The organism is Microbacterium sp. ZXT2-5 (assembly GCF_055329545.1).
The window spans coordinates 280,999-298,458 of record NZ_JBUZWD010000002.1 but is presented as its reverse complement, the minus strand read 5'-3'; the positions used below and the strand labels follow the sequence as shown (position 1 = coordinate 298,458).

Sequence of the window (17,460 nt, the reverse complement as noted above, 5' to 3'; positions counted from 1 at the left end):
GCGCCGTCGCGTCCGCTCGCGGCAGGACCGCGGGACTGCCGCCGCCGTCCGCGGTCCCGGTCACCAGTCGATGGGGCGCGTGTTGCCGACGAGGCAGGTGCCCTCCGCGAGGACGGGCACGACCGTGGTCACCGGCTCGCCGGTCGCCGGGCCGACCTGCCCGATGAGGCACTCCTGATCCCATCGGACGGAGAACTGGATGCTCTCGGCCGGGTCGCCCACGGTGGAGCGGTCGTGCGTCACCTGCATCGCGGACCTGTCGAAGCCCGCCTGCACCAGCGCGTCGACGTAGGCGCGCCCCGCGACGCGGTCATCGGTGGCCCAGACGGCCGCCGTCACCGCGGCGAAGGCCGGCAGGTTGTCTGCGGCCGTGCCGTCCGGGACCAGCGGCGGCGCGCTCGGATCCGAGTCCTCCGGCGCGCTCGACGCGCTGGGTGCGGCGGCCGGCGAGCTCGCCGCCGGCGGCGGGGCCGTCGCGGGGCCACCCGGGGTGCAGGCGGCGAGGGAGACGGTCAGGACGGCGGCGACGGCCACCATCCCGGTCGTGCGGCGGGACGACCCCCGCAACGACGAGCGGGAGGCGAGGTGACGGCGCACGGAGAGAGTCTAAACGGCCACCGGTGGAGCCTCGGAACGGCTCAGAACGGCGTCTCCGGCTCCGGCTCCGCCCCGCCCTCACCGGTGTGCTCCTCGAGGAGTGCCGGCGGCTGCGGCGCTTCGGCGGAGTGCGGCGCGCCGAGTTCGTGCTCGCCCGCGTCCAGGCCGGGCGCCGCCCACGCGTCCTCGGGCCCGGCGGAGGTGCGGCTGCCGACGTGAGCCGTCGGCCGCGCGGCTTTGACGAACGTCGTGGTGCCCCAGCGCAGATCGTGCCCGATCGCCTCCGCATCGATCTCGACCGCGGTGCCCTTCGCCGACGAGGTCTCCCAGTCACGCACACGCAGCCGACCGGTGACGATCACCCTGTCGCCCTTGTGCAGTGACGTGAAGGCGTGATCGGCGAGGTCCCGGAAGACCGACACGGTGTACCAGCTCGTCCCCGCATCCGACCACGCCGCGGCGTCGCGGTCGAATCGGCGCAGCCCTCTGGCGAGGCGGAACGTGGTGACGGCCACGCCCGCGTTCGTGCGCTTCAGCTCCGGGGTGGTGCCCACGTTGCCCGTGACGGTGATCATGTCGCCCATATCGCTCATGTCGCATCCCTTCTCTGCGTGCGAGGACTCTCCTCGGCACCGCCGGCGCCCGTGCCCGAAAGCGCCGGCGGTGGGTTCAGCATGGCTGCCGGCATCGCTCGCCTGGACGGGGGTCGGCCCTTCTGGGGACGAGCGGCCCCGCACGCCGGCTGGGGAGGAGCCGCCGTGGGGAGCCGCCGTGGGGTGAGGGCCGCTGCGATGTCGGGACCCGTACGTATGTTCGAATGGAGAGGAGAGTCGATGAGCCGGCAGACCATGTCCGAAGCCCTCGTCACACCCGAGCCCGCCGTACGGCGGGACGCGCTTCCGGGCCCGGAGGTATCACCCGGCGTCGCGCGCATTCCGCGATGTGGGCGACTTCTGGAGCGCCGAGGATGCGATCGATTGCCTCCGCCTCGGACGGTGAGGGCATCGCGCCCGCGACTCAGACGACGGCGCCCGCCGCCTCGACGGCCGATGACGGCGCGCCCGCCCGCACGGCCGCCCAGGCATCCGCCAAGAGGCCGGCGGCACGCGTCATCTCGTCCGGCGGCGAGGTGAACGGCACCCGCAGATGCCGGTCATGGCCGCCGTCCACCGAGAACCGCGGCCCTGCGCTCAGCAGCACGCCGCGCGAGCGCGACTCCATCACCAGGGCGGAGCTCAGCGGTGCGCCCAGCTCGATCCACAGTGAGACTCCCCCGTGTGCGACGGGGATGTCCCATGACGGCAGCTGTGCGCCGAGCGCCTGCACGACCGCGTCGCGGCCGGCCTTCAGCAGCTCCGACCGCTGGGCGACCACGTCGTCGAAGCGTGCGAGCAGGTTCGTGGCGAGCGCCTGCTCGAATTCGGGGGTGCCGAGATCGTGTGCGGGTCGCGCCGCGACGAGGCGCCGGATCAGGTCGCCGTCGGCTCGCACCCAGCCCAGCCGCAGCCCGCCCCAGACGGTCTTGCCCAGCGACCCGATCCGCACGACGGTGCCGGGCTCGGACGCCTCGAATCCCGGCGCCACGGCGCCGCGGTCGATGTCCAGATCGGCGGTCGTCTCGTCGAGGACGAGGACGGAGCCCGCGCGCTCGCCCGCGGCAAGGACGGCTGCGCGCTCGAGAGCGGTCATGCTCCGTCCCGTCGGGTTCTGGAAGTCGGGCATGAGGTACGCCATCACGGGCAGAGTCCGGGCGAAAGCCTGCTCGGCCCGGTCCACGTCCCACCCGGCCTCCGTCGTCACGGGGACGCCCACGAGGCGGGCTCCGGCGCGCCTGAGTGCGTCGACCGCGTGGGGATACGTCGGGGTCTCCATGAGGACGCGGTCTCCGCGCCCGACGAGCACAGACGAGACCAGGTGGATCGCGCTCTGCGCGCCCGTGGTGACCAGCACCTCCTGCGGCTGCGTGGGGATCCCCCGCTCGGTGTACCGCCGGGCGATCGCCTCGCGCAGCTCGATGCGTCCGAGCACGTCGTATCCGGCGCGCGAGAGCAGCGCCGACGCGTTCGCGGCGGCCTCGGCCATGATGCCCGCTAGGCCGGGCCAGGCGGGAGGACTGGCCTGCTGCAGGTCGATCATGCCGTCCGCCGCCGCCACCCGCCCGGGGTCGCGGCGCGCGAGCGGGAGCGTCACGCTCCCCGAACCCCGAAGGCTCGAGATGTGTCCGGTGTCACGCAGGCTGCGATACGCCGCCGCCACGGTGCTGCGACTGAGGTGGAGGGCGGCGGCGAGCTCACGCTCGGCCGGAAGCGTCGTTCGAGGGGCCAGGCGGTTGTCGAGGCAGAGGAGACGGATGCCGTCGGCGAGAGCCTCGTAGGCCGGTTCTCGCGAGCGCCACCCGCCGAGCGCCGATGCGAGAGCGCGGGCAGACACGCGGGAGTCCATGGGGCCAGAGTAGCCGCATTGGACTGCATCCGGCATGCCAATCATGCGATTGGATGGCTGTATGCCACGCCGCATCGCCCAGCTCCTCGTCGGCCTGTTCCTCTACGGCGCAGGGTGCGCGCTGACCGTGGAAGCCGGACTCGGGGTGGACCCGTGGACCGTGTTCGCGGAGGGCCTCTCCCTGCGCACCGGCATCGGCATCGGCTGGATCACCAACATCGTCGGGTTCTTCGTGCTCCTGCTGTGGATCCCGCTGCGCCAGCGCCCCGGCGTGGGGACGGTCGCGAACATCCTCCTCGTCGGGACGAGCATGCAGATCGTGCTGGGGGTCGTGCCCCCGATCTCCGGCCTGGCGGCCCAGGTCGCCATGCTCCTCGGCGGCATCCTCGTCGTCGCGCTGGCCTCCGGCCTCTACATCGGGGCGCGCTTCGGCCCCGGCCCGCGGGACGGGCTCATGACGGGCCTGAACGCCCGCCTCGGATGGCCGATCTGGATGTGCCGCGCGCTGGTGGAGCTGTCGGTGCTGGCCGTCGGCTGGCTCCTCGGCGGCACAGTCGGCGTCGGCACGGTGCTGTTCGCGTTCCTGATCGGTCCGCTGGTCCATGTCGCGCTGCCGCTCCTGGACACGAGGAAGCAGCCGACGCCGACCGCCGGGCGATCGGTCTGACGCCCGGCGGTACGACGACCCGGTGCGTGGGCGCCTGCCTCAGTGCTCCCGGAACATCGGCCATTCGCTGCCCGGCGCCATCCTCGCGTGGAGAGCGCTCTTGGCGATCTCCATCGACGGATAGGTGCCCGCGGGGGCGTCTGCGCCGGCCATCGTGACGGTGTAGCCGTCGTCGTCCTTCCGGATGCTTCCGGCGACGCCGGACGCGCCGTAGGCGACCCAGAGGGGGTGGCGCGTCTCCGTGGTGCTCATCGGTGAACTCCTTTCGATGCCTCCGCCCCTGACGCTACGCCGGGCGGCGTCCCAGCGCCAGCGTCGGCGAGGGCGTGGCGCCACCTAGTAGTCTGGGCAGGACCTTTCCCTCCGTAGCTCAGGGGACAGAGCGAGCGGCTTCTACCCGCAAGGTCGGGGGTTCGAATCCTCCCGGAGGGGCACGGGGTCTCGGCGTGGGAGCCGGGACTCGCGTCCAGGCCCGTGGGATGTCTGGACCTTGCACAAGGATGGAGCACATGGTGGGGGCATCCGAGAACGACCGTCTGGTGTGGATCGACTGCGAAATGACGGGGCTCGATCTCGGTGTCGATGAGCTCGTCGAGATCGCCGTCGTCGTGACGGACTTCGAGCTGCGACCACTCGACCCGGGCTTCGCCGTCGTGATCAAGCCCGACGACTCCGCGATGGCGAACATGAACGAGTTCGTCACGAACATGCACCGTACCTCCGGCCTGCTCGATGAGATCCCGCACGGGGTGAGCCTCGCGGACGCCGAGTTCCAGGTCCTCGAGTACATCCAGCGCTTCGTGCCGCTCGAGGGCAAGGCGCCCCTCGCAGGCAACACCATCGGCACCGACCGCATGTTCCTGGCGAAGTACATGCCGCGCGTCGACCGGTGGCTGCACTACCGCAACGTCGACGTGTCCAGCATCAAGGAGCTCGCCCGCCGGTGGTACCCCCGCGCGTACATCCATGCGCCGGCGAAAGAGGGCGGCCACCGGGCGCTCGCCGACATCCTCGAGTCCGTCCGCGAGCTCGCGTACTACCGCCAGGCGGTGTTCGTTCCCGAGCCCGGCCCGACCAGCGACGGAGCCCGCGCGGCGGCCGCCGCCGCCGTGTCGTCGTTTGCCCCAGAGGTGTGAGAGAATCTTCTGGTTGCCCGCGCAGGCGGGAGACATGGTGGGTATAGCTCAGTTGGTAGAGCGCTGGCTTGTGGTGCCGGATGTCGCGGGTTCGAGTCCCGTTACTCACCCCAATTCCTTCGAATGGGGCGCGCGAATCGCGCCCCATTCGCGTCGGAGCGGGGCATCATGATGGAGATGGATGCGGCGACCTTCGAGCAGCTCGTGATCGACGAATTGGACCTCCTCCCCGACGACATGGTGGAGGGGCTCGACAACGTCGTGTTCGTGGTCGAGGACCGCCCCGAGGACGGCAGCCTCGACCTGCTCGGGCTGTACGACGGGTGGGCGCTCACCGAGCGCGAGCGCTACGGCGTCGGAGAGCTGCCCGACCGCATCATCGTGTACCGCGAACCTCATCTGGCGGCGTGCGAGAGCGACGAGGAGCTGCGCAGCGAGGTCCACACCACGCTGGTCCACGAGATCGCGCACTTCTACGGCATCGACGACGACCGCCTCCACGAACTCGGGTGGGCATGATGACGGCGCTGACGACGCCCGGCACCTGGGAGGACACCGACCAGGCCACACGCGTCGATCCCGATGCGCCGTGGCAGACGGTGGTGTGGGATGACCCGGTGAATCTGATGAGCTACGTCACCCACGTGTTCCGCGAGTACTTCGGCCTCGCCCGCGCCGAGGCGGAGCGCCTCATGCTCGCCGTCCACCACGAGGGTCATGCCGTCGTCTCGCAGGGCGCCCGCGAGCAGATGGAGCTGCACGCACAGGCGATGCACGACTACGGGCTGTGGGCCACCGTTCGACGGGCTCCGCTGTGAGCGCGCGGACGGTCGTGATGCAGATCACCCGCCTGGAGGCGGCGCACCTCTCGGGCCTGGTCGGCCAGTTCGCGGACCTGCTCCGCGAGTCGGGACCCGACGACGGCGATCCGGCGATCGCGCGACTGGTGCCGTCCGCGTACTCGGACGACGAGGAGGCCGCACGGGAGTTCCGCGCGCTCACGCAGTCCGATCTGCTGGACCGCCGCAGTGCCGATGCCGCCGTCGTGCTGGCCTCGCTCGGCGAGGCCTCGCAGATCCCCGACGACCCCGAGGACCCGGCGCTCCTGGAAGAGACGGAGATCCGGCTCGATCCGGCCGCCGCCCAAGCCTGGCTGCGCACGCTGGCTGCGGTGAGGCTTGTGCTCGCCACCCGGCTGGGCGTCGCCGAGGCCGATGACCATGATTCCGCCGATCCGCGCTTCGGCATCTACGACTGGCTGGGCTACCGGCTGGACGGACTGGTCGGCGCGCTCGACCCGCACGACTGACCGTTTGCGTCACGGCACGTCGAAGACGTGCGTCGCGAGCCGCATCGGTTCGTTCCGCGTGATGTGCCGCTGCTCCTGGCGGGCCCACCCTTCCCAGTGCGGGCGGAAGGTCTCGCCGTCGCGATCCAGCGCCCGCTGCCGCCGCGATGGCGCGGGCGACTCGAGCCAGACGCGCACGTCACCGAGCTTCGCGCTGGCCGGGGTCAGCAGTCCCGCTCCTTCGACGATCAGCGGCAGCGAGGGGTCCACGGCGTGCGCTTCAGCCGGCTCGCCCGCGGTCCAGTCCCACCGCTGCCACACGCCGATGACGCCGCGCGCATGCGGCGTGAGGATCAGCTGACGGGCGAGTTCCGCGCCCTCCTCCAGCCCGTTCCATCCTGGGTAGATCGAGTCGAGCGCGACGAGCTGCACGCGTCCGCGGAGCGGCCACCGTGCGACGAGGGCGCGAGCCAGCGAGGACTTCCCCGCACCGCTGCGGCCGTCGATGAGCACGACCGGCTTGGATGCCGCCACGTCGGCGACCGCCGCCGTGATGCGCGCGACAGCGAGAGCCAGGGAGGAGCCGACCGCGTCCGAGCTACTTCTTGAGGGCGCGGATGACACGGCTGAGCGCGCGACCGGCGAAGAACACGAACGGGACCGCGACGGCCACCAGCGCGACGAGGTTCGGCTCGAACCGCACGTCGTCGCCTCGACGGATGTATGCGCCGACCGGGATGGCCCACCCGCCACCGCCGCCGCCGCCGTTGCCCGCCTCGTCGGATCCGCCGCCGAAGCCGGACCACGTCAGTGCCACCGGGATCAGGCGGACGCCGTCGACGTCCTGCTGCTCGCCGTAGGCGCTCTTCACGCCGAAGGACGCGGACTGCCTGCCGAGTTCGAGTGCGATGTTGGGCATGGCTCCACGCTAGCGGGCGCGGGCCCGCAGGCACAGTCATCACCGCAAGGCCGGTGCGTCACGCTGCCGAGTCGGCCTCGTGTCAGCCGTGGTCGAAACGCGGCGCCGGAGGGCTCGTCGGCACGGATCCGCCGCCCCGCGAGCCCAGCAGCGTCGCGCGCGTGACGGCTCCGCGGCCGAACTTCGCCGTCGCCCCGTCCAGGGCGTCCTCGATGCGCCGCCAGCCCGCGTCGTCGTCCCACAGCGTGGGCGCCGCCACCCCGGCGGGACGGAGCCTCTCGGCGCGCACGCCGATGAGCCGCACCGGAAGCGCGCGTTCCACCGACCCGAACAGCTCGTGCGCGGCATCCCCGATCCGCTGACCGACGGCCGTGGGCTCCGCGAGGGTCTGCGACCGCGAGATCGTCGTGAAGTCCGAGAACCGGACCTTGATCGCCACGGTCGACGCCTCCCACCCGTTCGCCCGCAGGCGCGCGCCCACACGATCCGCGAGCCGCCGCAGCTCCGACCGCAGCACGACGGCGTCGCCGATGTCCTGGTCGAAGGTCTCTTCGTGGCCGACGCTCTTCTCCACCCGCTCGGTGTCGACCTCCCGGGCATCGATCCCGCGGGCGAGATGCCAGACGCGGTCGCCCATCGCGGGCCCGAGCGCGCGGTCGAGGACCTCGCGAGGCGCATCGAGCACGTCCGCGATGGTGCGGATGCCGCGGCCTTCGAGCGCTTCCGAGGCCTTGGGGCCCACGCCCCACAGCGCCCGCACCGACCGCGGGGCGAGGAACGCCTCGGTGTCCGCCGCCGCGACGATCAGCATCCCGTCGGGCTTGCTCAGCGTCGAGGCCATCTTCGCGACGTGCTTGGTCGCGGCGACGCCGACGCTGCACGTGAGCCCCGTCTCGTCCCGCACGCGCTGCCGCAGCATGAGGGCGATGTGCCCCGGACTCCCCCACAGCCGACGCGCCCCGCGCACGTCCAGGAAGGCCTCGTCGATCGACAGCGGCTCGACGAGCGGCGTGATGTCGCGGAAGATCCGCATGACCTGAGACGACACCGCGAGGTACCGCTCGAAGTGAGGCCGCACCACGACGGCGGTCGGGCACAGCCGGAGCGCCTGGCCGACCGGCATGGCCGAGCGCACACCGAAGCGTCGCGCCTCGTACGATGCGCTCGAGACGACGGATCTGCCGTCGGGCGCCCCGACGATGATCGCCTTGCCGATCAGCGACGGGTCGTCGAGCTGCTCGACGGAGGCGTAGAACGCGTCCATGTCGACGTGCAGGATGCCGGTGCCGGAGTCGTCGGCACCATCCGCCGAGACGACTCTGCCGCTCCCGTCGCCACGACCCATGCGTCGATTCTTCCAGCAATCGCGGCACCGCACGCCGGAGCGTGGGTGCGCCGCAGACACCGGCCGCGGGCGCAGCCGGCGTGCTGCGGCGCGGCGCTCAGGCGCCGGTGGCGGCCGCGCGTTCCAGGATCAGCTCACGCACGCGCGCGGCATCCGCCTGCCCCTTCATGGCCTTCATCACGGCGCCGATCACGGCGCCGGCGGCCTGCACCTTGCCGTCGCGGATCTTCTCCAGCACGTCGGGCTGTGCGGCCAGTGCGTCGTCGATGGCGGCGATGAGCGCGCCGTCGTCCGAGACGACCGCGAGTCCGCGCTTGTCGACGACCTCCTGCGGCGAGCCCTCACCGGCGATGACGCCCTCGAGCACCTGGCGGGCGAGCTTGTCGGTGAGTGTGCCCGCGTCCACCAGCGCCTGCAGGGCGGCGACCTGGGCGGGGGTGACGAGCTCGGCGGGCTCGCGGTTCTCCGCGTTCGCGATACGGCTGATCTCGCTCATCCACCATTTGCGGGCGGCAGCAGGCGACGCACCGGCCGCCACGGTCGCCTCGACCTCGGCCAGGAGCCCGGCGTTCACGACACCCTGGAAGTCGATGTCGTTGAAGCCCCACTCCCCCTTCAGACGCCGGCGACGGGCGGCGGGCGGTTCGGGCAGCGCCGCGCGGAGCTGCTCGATGAGCTCGGGTGCCGGGGCGACCGGGAGCAGGTCCGGCTCCGGGAAGTACCGGTAGTCGTCGGCATCCGACTTGGGCCGACCAGGCGAGGTCGTGCCGGTGTCCTCGTGCCAGTGGCGGGTCTCCTGCGTGATCGTTCCGCCGGCCGCGAGGATCGCCGCCTGCCGCTGGATCTCGTAGCGCACCGCGCGCTCGACCGAGCGCATGGAGTTGACGTTCTTCGTCTCGGTGCGGGTGCCGAGCTTCTCCTGGCCACGGGGCCGCAGCGACACGTTCGCGTCGCACCGCAGGTTGCCGCGCTCCATCCGCGCCTCCGAGATGCCCAGGCCGATCACGATGTCGCGGATCGTCTGCACGTACGCCTTCGCCACCTCCGGCGCGCGGTGCTCGGCGCCGAAGATCGGCTTGGTGACGATCTCGACGAGCGGGACGCCGGCGCGGTTGTAGTCCACGAGCGAGTACTCCGCGCCCTGAATGCGACCGGTGGCGCCGCCGACGTGCGTCAGCTTGCCGGCATCCTCCTCCATGTGCGCCCGTTCGATGGGCACCTCGACGACCGTGCCGTCGGCCAGCTCGATCTCGACCTGCCCCTCGAACGCGATCGGCTCGTCGTACTGGGAGATCTGGTAGTTCTTGCCGAGGTCGGGGTAGAAGTAGTTCTTCCGCGCGAACCGGCTGGAGGGTGCGATCGAGCAGCCGAGCGCGAGACCCAGGCTGATCGAGTACCGCACCGCAGTCTCGTTCACGACAGGGAGCGAGCCGGGCAGGCCCATGTCCACCGGCGCCACGAGCGTGTTCGGCTCGGCGCCGTGGTTGGCGGAGTTCGCCGGGTTCGCCGCGCCGGAGAACATCTTGGTCTCGGTGTTGAGCTCGACGTGCACCTCGAATCCGAGCACCGGCTCGAAGAGTTCGAGCGCCCTGTCGAAGTCCATCAGCTTGTCCTTCGCCATCAGCGGGCTCCTCCGTTCACACCGAGCGCGGGCGCCCTGTCGAGGAGCTGACCGCCCCATGAGTCGACGAGCAGGGCCTCCAGCGCCGCGCCGACGCGGTACAGGCGCGCATCCTCGTAGGCGGGGGCCAGGAACTGGATGCCGACCGGCAGGCCGTCCTCGGGGGCCAGGCCGGACGGGATCGAGATGCCCGGGACACCGGCGAGGTTGGCGGGGATGGTGGTGACGTCGTTGAGGTACATCTGCAGCGGGTCGTCGATCTTCTCGCCGAGCTTGAAGGCGGTGGTCGGAGCGGACGGCGTGGCGATGACGTCGACCTGCGAGAACGCCTCGGCGAAGTCGCCCTGGATGAGGGTCCGCACCTTCTGCGCCGATCCGTAGTACGCGTCGTAGTACCCCGCGGAGAGGGCGTAGGTGCCGAGGATGACGCGACGCTTCACCTCGTCGCCGAAGCCGGCGTCGCGGGTTGCGGCCATGACATCCTCGACCGTGCCGCCCGGCACGTCGACGCGGAGCCCGAAGCGCACCGAGTCGAACTTGGCGAGGTTGCTGGACGCCTCGGCCGGGAGGATCAGGTAGTACGCGGCGACCCCGTACTCGAAGTGCGGTGCGCTGATGTCGACGATCTCGGCGCCCTGCGCCTCCATCGCCGCCAGCGCGGACCGGAAGGACTCCGAGACGCCGGCCTGGAAGCCGCTGTCGGGCAACTCCCGGATGACGCCGACCTTGAGTCCCTTGAGGACGTCGCCGCTCGCGCCTTCCCGCGCGGCCGCGGCGAACGACGGCCACTCGTGCGCGAGCGAGGTGGAGTCGTGCGGGTCGTGGCCGCCGATCACGTCATGAAGGAGCCCGGCGTCGAGCACCGTGCGGGTGACGGGACCGACCTGGTCCAGGCTCGAGGCGAGGGCGATGGCACCGTACCGGCTCACGCCCCCGTAGGTGGGCTTGATCCCCACCGTCCCCGTGACGTGCGCCGGCTGACGGATCGATCCGCCCGTGTCGGAGCCGAGCGCGAGCGGCGCCTCGAAGGCGGCGACAGCCGCGGCCGAGCCACCGCCGGAGCCGCCGGGGATGCGGTCGAGGTCCCACGGATTGCGGGTCGGTCCATACGCCGAGTGCTCGGTCGAGGACCCCATGGCGAACTCGTCCATGTTCGTCTTGCCGAGCGGGACGAGTCCGGCGGCGCGGGACCGTGCGACGACGGTGGCGTCGTACGGCGACATGTACCCCTCGAGGATCTTCGATCCGCTGGTGGAGGGCATGTCGGTCGTGACCAGCACGTCCTTGATCGCGAGCGGCACGCCCGCGAGCGGGCCGAGCTCCTCGCCGGAGGCGCGACGGCGGTCGACGTCGGCGGCGACGCCGAGCGCGCGCGCGTTGACGTGCAGGAAGGCGTGGATGTCGGCATCCACCGCGGCGATGCGGTCGAGGTGGGCCTGCGTCGCCTCGACGCTGGAGACCTCGCCGGCGGTGAGCTTGTCTGCGAGCGCGGCGGCGCTCAGCTTCGTGAGATCGGTCACGGGGGCCCCTTACTGCTCTTCGCCGAGGATCGCGGTGACGCGGAAGCGGCCGTCGGCGGCATCCGGTGCGTTCTGGAGCACCTGCGCGCGGGTCAGCTGCTCACCGGCAACGTCCGAGCGGAACACGTTCTGCAGCGCGATCGGGTGGCTGGTGGCGGGGACGTCGGGGGTGGCGACCTCGGAGACCTTGGCGATGTTGTCGACGATCGCGTCGAGCTGCCCTGTCAGGCGCCCGACCTCCTCGTCGCTGAGCTGGATCCGGGCGAGCACACCGAGATGGCGCACGAGATCGGGGGTGATTTCAGACACCCCCACAGCCTACCGGGGCCGCACCCCCGGCCCGTGGCGCGTGCGGCGTAGGCTGAGCGCGTGACGACGTACGACCCGCCTCGCCCCTGGATCGCCAGCTATGCGGAGGGGGTTCCGGAAGACCTCGCCCCCGTGACCGGATCGCTCGTGGACATCGTCGACGCGTCGGCGCGGGACTATCCGGATGCCGCGGCCCTGCAGTTCTTCGGTCGCGAGACGTCGTACCGCTCCCTCCACGAGCAGATCGAGCGCGCGGCCGCGGGGCTGCGCGACCTCGGCGTGAAGGCCGGAGACCCGGTCGCGATCGTGCTGCCCAACTGCCCCCAGCACATCGTCGCCTTCTATGCGATCCTGCGACTCGGGGCCGTCGTCGTCGAGCACAATCCGCTCTACACGCCGCGCGAGCTGCGCAAGCAGTTCGAGGACCACGGCGCCAAGCACGCCATCGTGTGGACCAAGGTCGTCAAGACCGTGCAGGAGTTCCCGGCCGACGTCGCCGTGTCGAGCCTGATCTCGGTGGACGTCGTCAAGGCGATGCCGCTGCGCATGCGCGTGGCCCTGACGCTTCCCATCGCCGAGGCCCGCGAGGCGCGGGGGGCGCTCGCCGAGCGCGTCTCGGGCACCGTGCCGTGGGCGCAGGTCGTGGGCGCGTCGCCGCTGCCCGCATCGCACCCGCGCCCGGGCACCGACGACCTCGCCCTGATCCAGTACACCAGCGGCACGACGGGCGCACCCAAGGGCGCGGCGCTGACCCATCGGAACCTCCTGTCCAACGCGGCGCAGGCGCAGGCGTGGGTGCCGTCGATCGTGCGGGGCGACGGATGCGTCGTCTACGCGGTCCTGCCGATGTTCCACGCGTACGGGCTCACGCTGTGCCTGACCTTCGCGATGTCCATGGGCGCGCGTCTCGTGCTGTTCCCGCGCTTCGACCCCGACATGGTGCTCGAGGTCACGAAGAAGCATCCCGCGACGTTCCTCCCGCTGGTGCCGCCCATCGCGGACCGCCTGCTCGCGGCGGCGCGCGAGAAGGGCGTCTCGCTCGCGGGCACGCAGGTCGCGATCTCGGGGGCGATGGCGCTGCCGCATGAGCTCGTGGTCCCGTTCGAGGAGGCATCCGGCGGCTATCTCGTCGAAGGCTACGGCCTCAGCGAGTGCTCGCCCGTGCTCATGGCGAATCCCGTCGCCGAGAACCGCGTGCCGGGGACCGTCGGCCTTCCGCTGCCGGGCACCGAGTGCCGGGTCGTGGACCCGGATGACCCGACGGCCGACGTCCCCGCAGGCGAGCGGGGCGAGCTCGTCGTCCGCGGCCCGCAGGTCTTCAGCGGCTACTACGGCAAGCCGGAGGAGACCGAGGCCGTCTTCGCCGACGGCTGGTTCCGCACCGGCGACATCGTCACCATCGACGACGCCGGCTTCGTGCGCATCGTGGACCGCATCAAGGAGCTCATCATCACCGGCGGTTTCAACGTCGCCCCGACCGAGGTGGAGAACGCGCTGCGGCAGCACCCGCAGATCGAGGATGCCGCCGTCGTGGGCCTTCCCAGCGACCACTCCGGCGAGGAGGTGGTCGCGGCGGTGGTGGCCGCGCCCGGTCAGGAGGTCGACGTGGACGCCGTGCGCGAGTTCGCCCGTGGCATCCTCACGCCCTACAAGGTGCCGCGCCGCGTCTTCGTGGTCGATGAGCTGCAGAAGTCGCTGATCGGCAAGGTCCTCCGCCGTCAGGTGCGCGAACGCCTGCTGGCACTCAACAGCGGCTCCTGATCAGCAGGGGTCGGTCTCCGTCGCCCCCAGATCCGCCGTCAGCCGGCGAGGCCGTCCCGCGCCACTGCGACGCGATAGGGGTGGAGCGTCGCACGGAACACTCCCCCCGAGATCCCTGGGTCGGCCGCCATGACAGCCCGGGCGGCCTGCTCGTCGTCGGCCTCGAAGATCGTGACGCCGAACGTCCCCTCGCCCTCCTGCGTGCGCCCGGCGAGGATCAGGATGCCGCGGTCGCGCAGGTCGACCAGATACGCGAAGTGGTCCGCGACGATGCGCTGCTCGTCGTCGGTCGCGTCGGCGACCATCTCCGGTCGGGAGGGCACGATGCGGTAGAGCCACTGGGCCATGGCGCCATCATGCCCTCATCCGGCATCCGGGGCGAGCGGCTCCAGCGCCTCGGGCCCCTGGGTGACGAGCACGTGGAACTGCGCGGCGTCGAGGATCCGGATGCCGAGCTCCTCGGCCTTGGCCAGCTTGGAGCCTGCGCCGGGACCCGCCGCGACGAAGTCGGTCTTCTTCGACACGCTGGAGGCGGCCTTCCCGCCGGCCTGGATGATGGCCTCCTGCGCTCCCTCACGCGTGTACCCCTCCAGTGAGCCGGTGGCGACCACGGTGAGACCGTCGAGCACCCCGCCGCCGGCCACCGCGCCGCCGGGCCCGGGGTGACCGGGCGTGGCCAGCCGCGCGCCCGCTGCTTCCCAGCGCTCCACGATCTCGCGATGCCAATCCACGGCGAACCAGTCGCTCAGCGAGTCCGCGATGATGCCGCCGACGCCCTCGACCCCCGCCAGCTCGTCGCGCGACGCCGCGCGGATGGCCGCCACCGAGCCGAACCACTGGGCGAGCGCGCGCGCGGCGACGGGACCGACATGCCGGATGTTCAGTGCCACGAGGAATCGCCAGAGCTCCTTGGTCTTCGCCCGCTCGAGCTGATCGAGCAGGGTCAGGGCCTGCGACGAGGGCTGCGGGCCGGTCAGGCCCGCCTTCTTCTCGGCCGCCGAGGGGTTGCGGCGGAACGGCGCCCGCCGCACGAGCTCGCCGGTCTTCTCGTCGACGCGGGGCTCGCCCGTCTCGGCGTCGCGCACCACGACTTCGATCGGCACGAGCTGATCGAGGGTGAGGTCGAACAGGCTCGCCTCGGTGTCGAGCGGGGGCTCCTCGGGCACCGAGGGCTGCGTGAGGGCCGCCGCGGTCACCTCGCCCAGCGCCTCGATGTCGAGGGCGCCGCGCGAGCCGATGTGCTCGACCCGGCCCCGCACCTGCGCCGGGCAGGCGCGGGTGTTGGGGCACCGCAGATCGATGTCGCCCTCCTTGGCCGGCGCGAGCGGCGATCCGCACTCCGGGCAGTGGGCGGGCATCACGAACTCGCGCTCGGACCCGTCGCGCAGCTCGACGACGGGGCCGAGGACCTCGGGGATGACGTCGCCGGCCTTGCGCAGCACGACGGTGTCGCCGATGAGCACGCCCTTGGCGCGCACCACGTCCTGATTGTGCAGCGTCGCCTGTCGCACCACGGAGCCGGCGACGCGTGCGGGCGACATGACCGCGAACGGGGTGGCGCGCCCGGTGCGCCCCACCGACACGACGATGTCGAGCAGCTTCGTGTTCACCTGCTCGGGCGGGTACTTGTACGCGATCGCCCAGCGCGGCGCACGGCTCGTCGCGCCCAGCTCGTCATGCAGCGCGAGCTCGTCGACCTTGACCACGACGCCGTCGATCTCGTGCTCCACGTCGTGGCGGTGCTCACCGTAGTGGGCGACGAAGTCGAGCACCCCGTCGACGTCGTCGGCGGTGCGGAAGTACGGGCTCGCGGGCAGGCCCCACTCGGCCAGGAGGGCGTACGTCTCGCTCTGCGAGCCGACCGGCGGGTCGCTCCACGCGCCGATGCCGTGGACGAAGAGGCGCAGGGAGTCCAGCCTCGCCTGACCGGCCTCGCGCTCGAGGCCGTCCTTCTTGTCGAGCTGCTGGCGAAGGCCACCGGAGGCGGCGTTGCGGGGATTGGCGAACGAGGGGAAGCGACGCTCCGCGCTGATGCGGGCCTTGGCCTCGTCGAAAGCCCGGCTCCGGGCGCGCGTCTCGCCGACGGCGCGATCGCGCATCTCGGCCTGCAGCGCGTTGAGCCGCTCGAAGGCGGCCACGGGGATGAACACCTCGCCGCGGACCTCCACGAGGTCGGGGTGCCCGGTGCCGGCAAGGCGGTGCGGGATGCCGGCGACACGCGCCGCGTTCATCGTGACGTCCTCGCCGATCCGGCCGTCGCCGCGGGTGGCGGCGGAGGTGAGCACTCCGCGCTCGTATCGGAGGCTGATGGCGAGCCCGTCGATCTTGAGCTCGGTGAGCCACCGCACCCTGCGCCCGGCGGCCGCTTCGGTCTTGACGCACCAGTCGTGCAGCTCGTCGGGACTGAAGACGTTGTCGAGGCTCAGCATGCGCTCCGCGTGCTCGACCGGGGCGAACATCGAGCTCTCGGCCGCGCCCACCGTCTGCGTGGGCGAGTCCTGCCCCTGCAGCTCGGGGTGCATGTGCTCGATCTCTTCGAGGCGCCGCATCCAGGCGTCGTACGTCGCGTCGTCGACGATCTCGGCGTTGCGGCCGTAGTACGCGTCCCGCGCGTCGAGGATGCGATCCGTCAGTTCCTGGGCTTCGGCTCGCGCGGCCTCGAGACCGGCGTCTGCGGGAAGTACGGCATCCGTCACCCCGTCAGTCTAGGAGTGGGGTCCGACAGCACGAGGTGCTTGCGGATCTTCCGCCGCTCAGGCGTCCACGGGGACGGCCGACACGGTGCGGTCGATCGTGAACTGCCCGATGACGCGGGTTCCGTCGTAGAGCACGGCCGTCTGGCCGGGCGCGACGCCGTCGAACGGGGTCGTCGGCACGACGGTCAGCACGCCCTCGCGGAGAACGGCGGCGGCCGGCACGGGGTCGGCGTGCGCACGGATCTGCACATCGCACGCGAACGCGCCGGTCTCGGGCGCGCGCCCTGCCCAGGTGTAGCGCTCTCCGGCGATCTCGGCAGTCGCCAGGGCCTCCTTCGGACCGACCACGACCGTGTTGGTGACGGGTCGGACCTCCAGCACGAAGCGGGGCTTGCCGTCAGGCGCGGGCATGCCGAGCTGAAGGCCGCGGCGCTGGCCCACCGTGAAGGCGTGCGCACCGTCGTGCGCGCCGACCACGGTGCCTGTCCGGTCGACGATGTCGCCGCGCTCGGCGCCCACCTTCTCCGCCAGCCAGCCGCGCGTGTCGCCGTCGGGAATGAAGCAGATGTCGTGGCTGTCGGGCTTGTGCGCGACCGTGAGCCCCCTGGACTCCGCCTCGGCGCGTACGACCGCCTTGGAGGGCGTCGCGCCGAGGGGGAAGTACGTGTGTGCGAGCTGCTCGGCAGTGAGCACGCCGAGCACGTACGACTGGTCCTTCGCGGCATCCGACGCGCGGTGCAGCTCCCGTCCGCCCGGTCCCTCGACGAGCGTGGCGTAGTGGCCCGTGCAGACGGCGTCGAAGCCCAGCTCGAGCGCACGCTCGAGCAGCGCGGCGAACTTGATCTTCTCGTTGCAGCGCATGCACGGATTGGGGGTGCGCCCGGCGCGGTACTCGGCGACGAAGTCGTCGATGACGTCGTCGCGGAAGCGCTCCGAGAAGTCCCAGACGTAGAAGGGGATCCCGAGCCGGTCGGCCGCGCGTCGCGCGTCCATCGCGTCCTCGATCGTGCAGCACCCGCGGCTGCCGGTGCGCAGCGTGCCGCCGGCGCGGGACAGCGCGAGGTGCACGCCGACGACGTCGTGACCCGCGTCCACGGCGCGCGCGGCCGCGACGGCGGAATCGACGCCACCGCTCATGGCCGCAAGGATTCGCATGCGT

Annotated in this window: 19 protein-coding genes and 2 tRNA genes; 8 read left to right on the top strand and 13 right to left on the bottom strand. The window is 71.8% G+C overall.

Translation table 11 applies throughout. The features are described 5' to 3' along the window. Positions 1 to 60: 60 nt before the first annotated feature. The 3 genes from ACZBH1_RS14880 to yczR all read right to left on the bottom strand — a co-directional run bounded on the left by ACZBH1_RS14880 (position 61) and on the right by yczR (position 3,039). Complete coding sequence (locus ACZBH1_RS14880; RefSeq protein ID WP_463646821.1) at positions 61 to 597, bottom strand: DUF6993 domain-containing protein; 537 nt, start codon at positions 595 to 597, stop codon at positions 61 to 63. A 41-nt stretch (positions 598 to 638) separates the two neighbouring features. Next, positions 639 to 1,190, bottom strand: a complete 552-nt coding sequence (ssb, locus tag ACZBH1_RS14875; protein WP_336396978.1) for a single-stranded DNA-binding protein — start codon at positions 1,188 to 1,190, stop codon at positions 639 to 641. Between the two features lie 424 nt (positions 1,191 to 1,614). Beyond that, a complete protein-coding gene (yczR, locus tag ACZBH1_RS14870; protein ID WP_378881155.1) occupies positions 1,615 to 3,039 on the bottom strand; it encodes a MocR-like transcription factor YczR in 1,425 nt (474 codons plus the stop codon). Between the two features lie 61 nt (positions 3,040 to 3,100). Between yczR and yczE the strand changes: the two genes are divergently transcribed. Then, positions 3,101 to 3,706, top strand: a complete 606-nt coding sequence (gene yczE / locus ACZBH1_RS14865) for a membrane protein YczE (protein ID WP_378881156.1) — start codon at positions 3,101 to 3,103, stop codon at positions 3,704 to 3,706. Positions 3,707 to 3,745: 39 nt separating this feature from the next. Here yczE and ACZBH1_RS14860 read toward each other — a convergent pair whose 3' ends face one another. Next, positions 3,746 to 3,958, bottom strand: coding sequence for a methyltransferase (locus tag ACZBH1_RS14860; RefSeq protein WP_463646820.1), 213 nt, complete (start codon positions 3,956 to 3,958; stop codon positions 3,746 to 3,748). Positions 3,959 to 4,065: 107 nt separating this feature from the next. On the opposite strand from ACZBH1_RS14860, the gene ACZBH1_RS14855 reads away from it, so the two are divergent. The 6 genes from ACZBH1_RS14855 (at position 4,066) to ACZBH1_RS14830 (ending at position 6,151) form a co-directional block, all read left to right on the top strand. Continuing rightward, a tRNA-Arg gene (locus ACZBH1_RS14855) sits at positions 4,066 to 4,138 on the top strand. 77 nt (positions 4,139 to 4,215) lie between these two features. Beyond that, positions 4,216 to 4,842 carry an oligoribonuclease gene (orn, locus tag ACZBH1_RS14850; protein ID WP_336396973.1) on the top strand — a complete coding sequence of 209 codons (627 nt, stop codon included), beginning with the start codon at positions 4,216 to 4,218 and terminating at the stop codon, positions 4,840 to 4,842. Between the two features lie 37 nt (positions 4,843 to 4,879). Next, positions 4,880 to 4,955: transfer RNA gene (locus tag ACZBH1_RS14845), tRNA-His, on the top strand. Between the two features lie 55 nt (positions 4,956 to 5,010). Beyond that, a complete protein-coding gene (locus ACZBH1_RS14840) occupies positions 5,011 to 5,361 on the top strand; it encodes a metallopeptidase family protein (RefSeq protein ID WP_336396972.1) in 351 nt (116 codons plus the stop codon). Next, positions 5,352 to 5,660 carry an ATP-dependent Clp protease adapter ClpS gene (clpS, locus tag ACZBH1_RS14835; RefSeq protein ID WP_378881163.1) on the top strand — a complete coding sequence of 103 codons (309 nt, stop codon included), beginning with the start codon at positions 5,352 to 5,354 and terminating at the stop codon, positions 5,658 to 5,660. The genes ACZBH1_RS14840 and clpS overlap by 10 nt, the downstream gene beginning before the upstream one ends. Next, positions 5,657 to 6,151: a DUF2017 family protein gene (locus ACZBH1_RS14830; protein WP_378881166.1), complete on the top strand. Its 495-nt coding sequence runs from the start codon at positions 5,657 to 5,659 to the stop codon at positions 6,149 to 6,151. The genes clpS and ACZBH1_RS14830 overlap by 4 nt, the downstream gene beginning before the upstream one ends. A gap of 9 nt (positions 6,152 to 6,160) precedes the next feature. On the opposite strand, the gene ACZBH1_RS14825 is transcribed toward ACZBH1_RS14830, so the two are convergent. The 6 genes from ACZBH1_RS14825 to gatC all read right to left on the bottom strand — a co-directional run bounded on the left by ACZBH1_RS14825 (position 6,161) and on the right by gatC (position 11,844). After that, on the bottom strand, positions 6,161 to 6,754 hold the full coding sequence (locus tag ACZBH1_RS14825) for a nucleoside/nucleotide kinase family protein (protein WP_463646819.1): 594 nt from the start codon (positions 6,752 to 6,754) through the stop codon (positions 6,161 to 6,163). Then, positions 6,729 to 7,049 carry a hypothetical protein gene (locus tag ACZBH1_RS14820; protein ID WP_336396969.1) on the bottom strand — a complete coding sequence of 107 codons (321 nt, stop codon included), beginning with the start codon at positions 7,047 to 7,049 and terminating at the stop codon, positions 6,729 to 6,731. The genes ACZBH1_RS14825 and ACZBH1_RS14820 overlap by 26 nt, the downstream gene beginning before the upstream one ends. A gap of 82 nt (positions 7,050 to 7,131) precedes the next feature. Then, the gene (locus ACZBH1_RS14815) at positions 7,132 to 8,394 is read right to left on the bottom strand and encodes a DNA polymerase IV (protein WP_452324461.1); all 1,263 of its coding nucleotides are present in this window, start codon (positions 8,392 to 8,394) and stop codon (positions 7,132 to 7,134) included. Between the two features lie 97 nt (positions 8,395 to 8,491). After that, positions 8,492 to 10,015, bottom strand: coding sequence for an Asp-tRNA(Asn)/Glu-tRNA(Gln) amidotransferase subunit GatB (gatB, locus tag ACZBH1_RS14810; RefSeq protein ID WP_452324462.1), 1,524 nt, complete (start codon positions 10,013 to 10,015; stop codon positions 8,492 to 8,494). Next, a complete protein-coding gene (gatA, locus tag ACZBH1_RS14805; RefSeq protein WP_463646818.1) occupies positions 10,015 to 11,535 on the bottom strand; it encodes an Asp-tRNA(Asn)/Glu-tRNA(Gln) amidotransferase subunit GatA in 1,521 nt (506 codons plus the stop codon). The genes gatB and gatA overlap by 1 nt, the downstream gene beginning before the upstream one ends. Positions 11,536 to 11,544: 9 nt before the next feature. Then, the gene (gene gatC, locus ACZBH1_RS14800; RefSeq protein ID WP_336396965.1) at positions 11,545 to 11,844 is read right to left on the bottom strand and encodes an Asp-tRNA(Asn)/Glu-tRNA(Gln) amidotransferase subunit GatC; all 300 of its coding nucleotides are present in this window, start codon (positions 11,842 to 11,844) and stop codon (positions 11,545 to 11,547) included. Positions 11,845 to 11,904: 60 nt separating this feature from the next. Here gatC and ACZBH1_RS14795 point away from each other — a divergent pair, with 60 nt between their 5' ends. Then, positions 11,905 to 13,605, top strand: coding sequence for a long-chain-fatty-acid--CoA ligase (locus ACZBH1_RS14795; protein WP_463646817.1), 1,701 nt, complete (start codon positions 11,905 to 11,907; stop codon positions 13,603 to 13,605). A 38-nt stretch (positions 13,606 to 13,643) separates the two neighbouring features. Here ACZBH1_RS14795 and ACZBH1_RS14790 read toward each other — a convergent pair whose 3' ends face one another. Genes ACZBH1_RS14790 through mnmA form a run of 3 tightly spaced genes read right to left on the bottom strand, consistent with a single transcriptional unit; the run spans position 13,644 to position 17,456 of the window. Continuing rightward, a complete protein-coding gene (locus ACZBH1_RS14790; RefSeq protein ID WP_463646816.1) occupies positions 13,644 to 13,952 on the bottom strand; it encodes a YciI family protein in 309 nt (102 codons plus the stop codon). A gap of 15 nt (positions 13,953 to 13,967) precedes the next feature. Further along, positions 13,968 to 16,301, bottom strand: a complete 2,334-nt coding sequence (ligA, locus tag ACZBH1_RS14785; RefSeq protein ID WP_463646815.1) for an NAD-dependent DNA ligase LigA — start codon at positions 16,299 to 16,301, stop codon at positions 13,968 to 13,970. A 57-nt stretch (positions 16,302 to 16,358) separates the two neighbouring features. After that, positions 16,359 to 17,456: a tRNA 2-thiouridine(34) synthase MnmA gene (mnmA, locus tag ACZBH1_RS14780; protein ID WP_463646814.1), complete on the bottom strand. Its 1,098-nt coding sequence runs from the start codon at positions 17,454 to 17,456 to the stop codon at positions 16,359 to 16,361. Between the last annotated feature and the right edge of the window lie 4 nt (positions 17,457 to 17,460).

Bases quoted from the DNA above. Each gene is read 5' to 3' on its own strand.
- ssb (WP_336396978.1), bottom strand. From the start codon at position 1,190: ATGAGCGATATGGGCGACATGATCACCGTCACGGGCAACGTGGGCACC.
- yczR (WP_378881155.1), bottom strand. From the start codon at position 3,039: ATGGACTCCCGCGTGTCTGCCCGCGCTCTCGCATCGGCGCTCGGCGGG.
- yczE (WP_378881156.1), top strand. From the start codon at position 3,101: ATGCCACGCCGCATCGCCCAGCTCCTCGTCGGCCTGTTCCTCTACGGC.
- ACZBH1_RS14860 (WP_463646820.1), bottom strand. From the start codon at position 3,958: ATGAGCACCACGGAGACGCGCCACCCCCTCTGGGTCGCCTACGGCGCG.
- orn (WP_336396973.1), top strand. From the start codon at position 4,216: ATGGTGGGGGCATCCGAGAACGACCGTCTGGTGTGGATCGACTGCGAA.
- ACZBH1_RS14840 (WP_336396972.1), top strand. From the start codon at position 5,011: ATGATGGAGATGGATGCGGCGACCTTCGAGCAGCTCGTGATCGACGAA.
- ACZBH1_RS14820 (WP_336396969.1), bottom strand. From the start codon at position 7,049: ATGCCCAACATCGCACTCGAACTCGGCAGGCAGTCCGCGTCCTTCGGC.
- ACZBH1_RS14815 (WP_452324461.1), bottom strand. From the start codon at position 8,394: ATGGGTCGTGGCGACGGGAGCGGCAGAGTCGTCTCGGCGGATGGTGCC.
- gatB (WP_452324462.1), bottom strand. From the start codon at position 10,015: ATGGCGAAGGACAAGCTGATGGACTTCGACAGGGCGCTCGAACTCTTC.
- ACZBH1_RS14790 (WP_463646816.1), bottom strand. From the start codon at position 13,952: ATGGCCCAGTGGCTCTACCGCATCGTGCCCTCCCGACCGGAGATGGTC.
- mnmA (WP_463646814.1), bottom strand. From the start codon at position 17,456: ATGCGAATCCTTGCGGCCATGAGCGGTGGCGTCGATTCCGCCGTCGCG.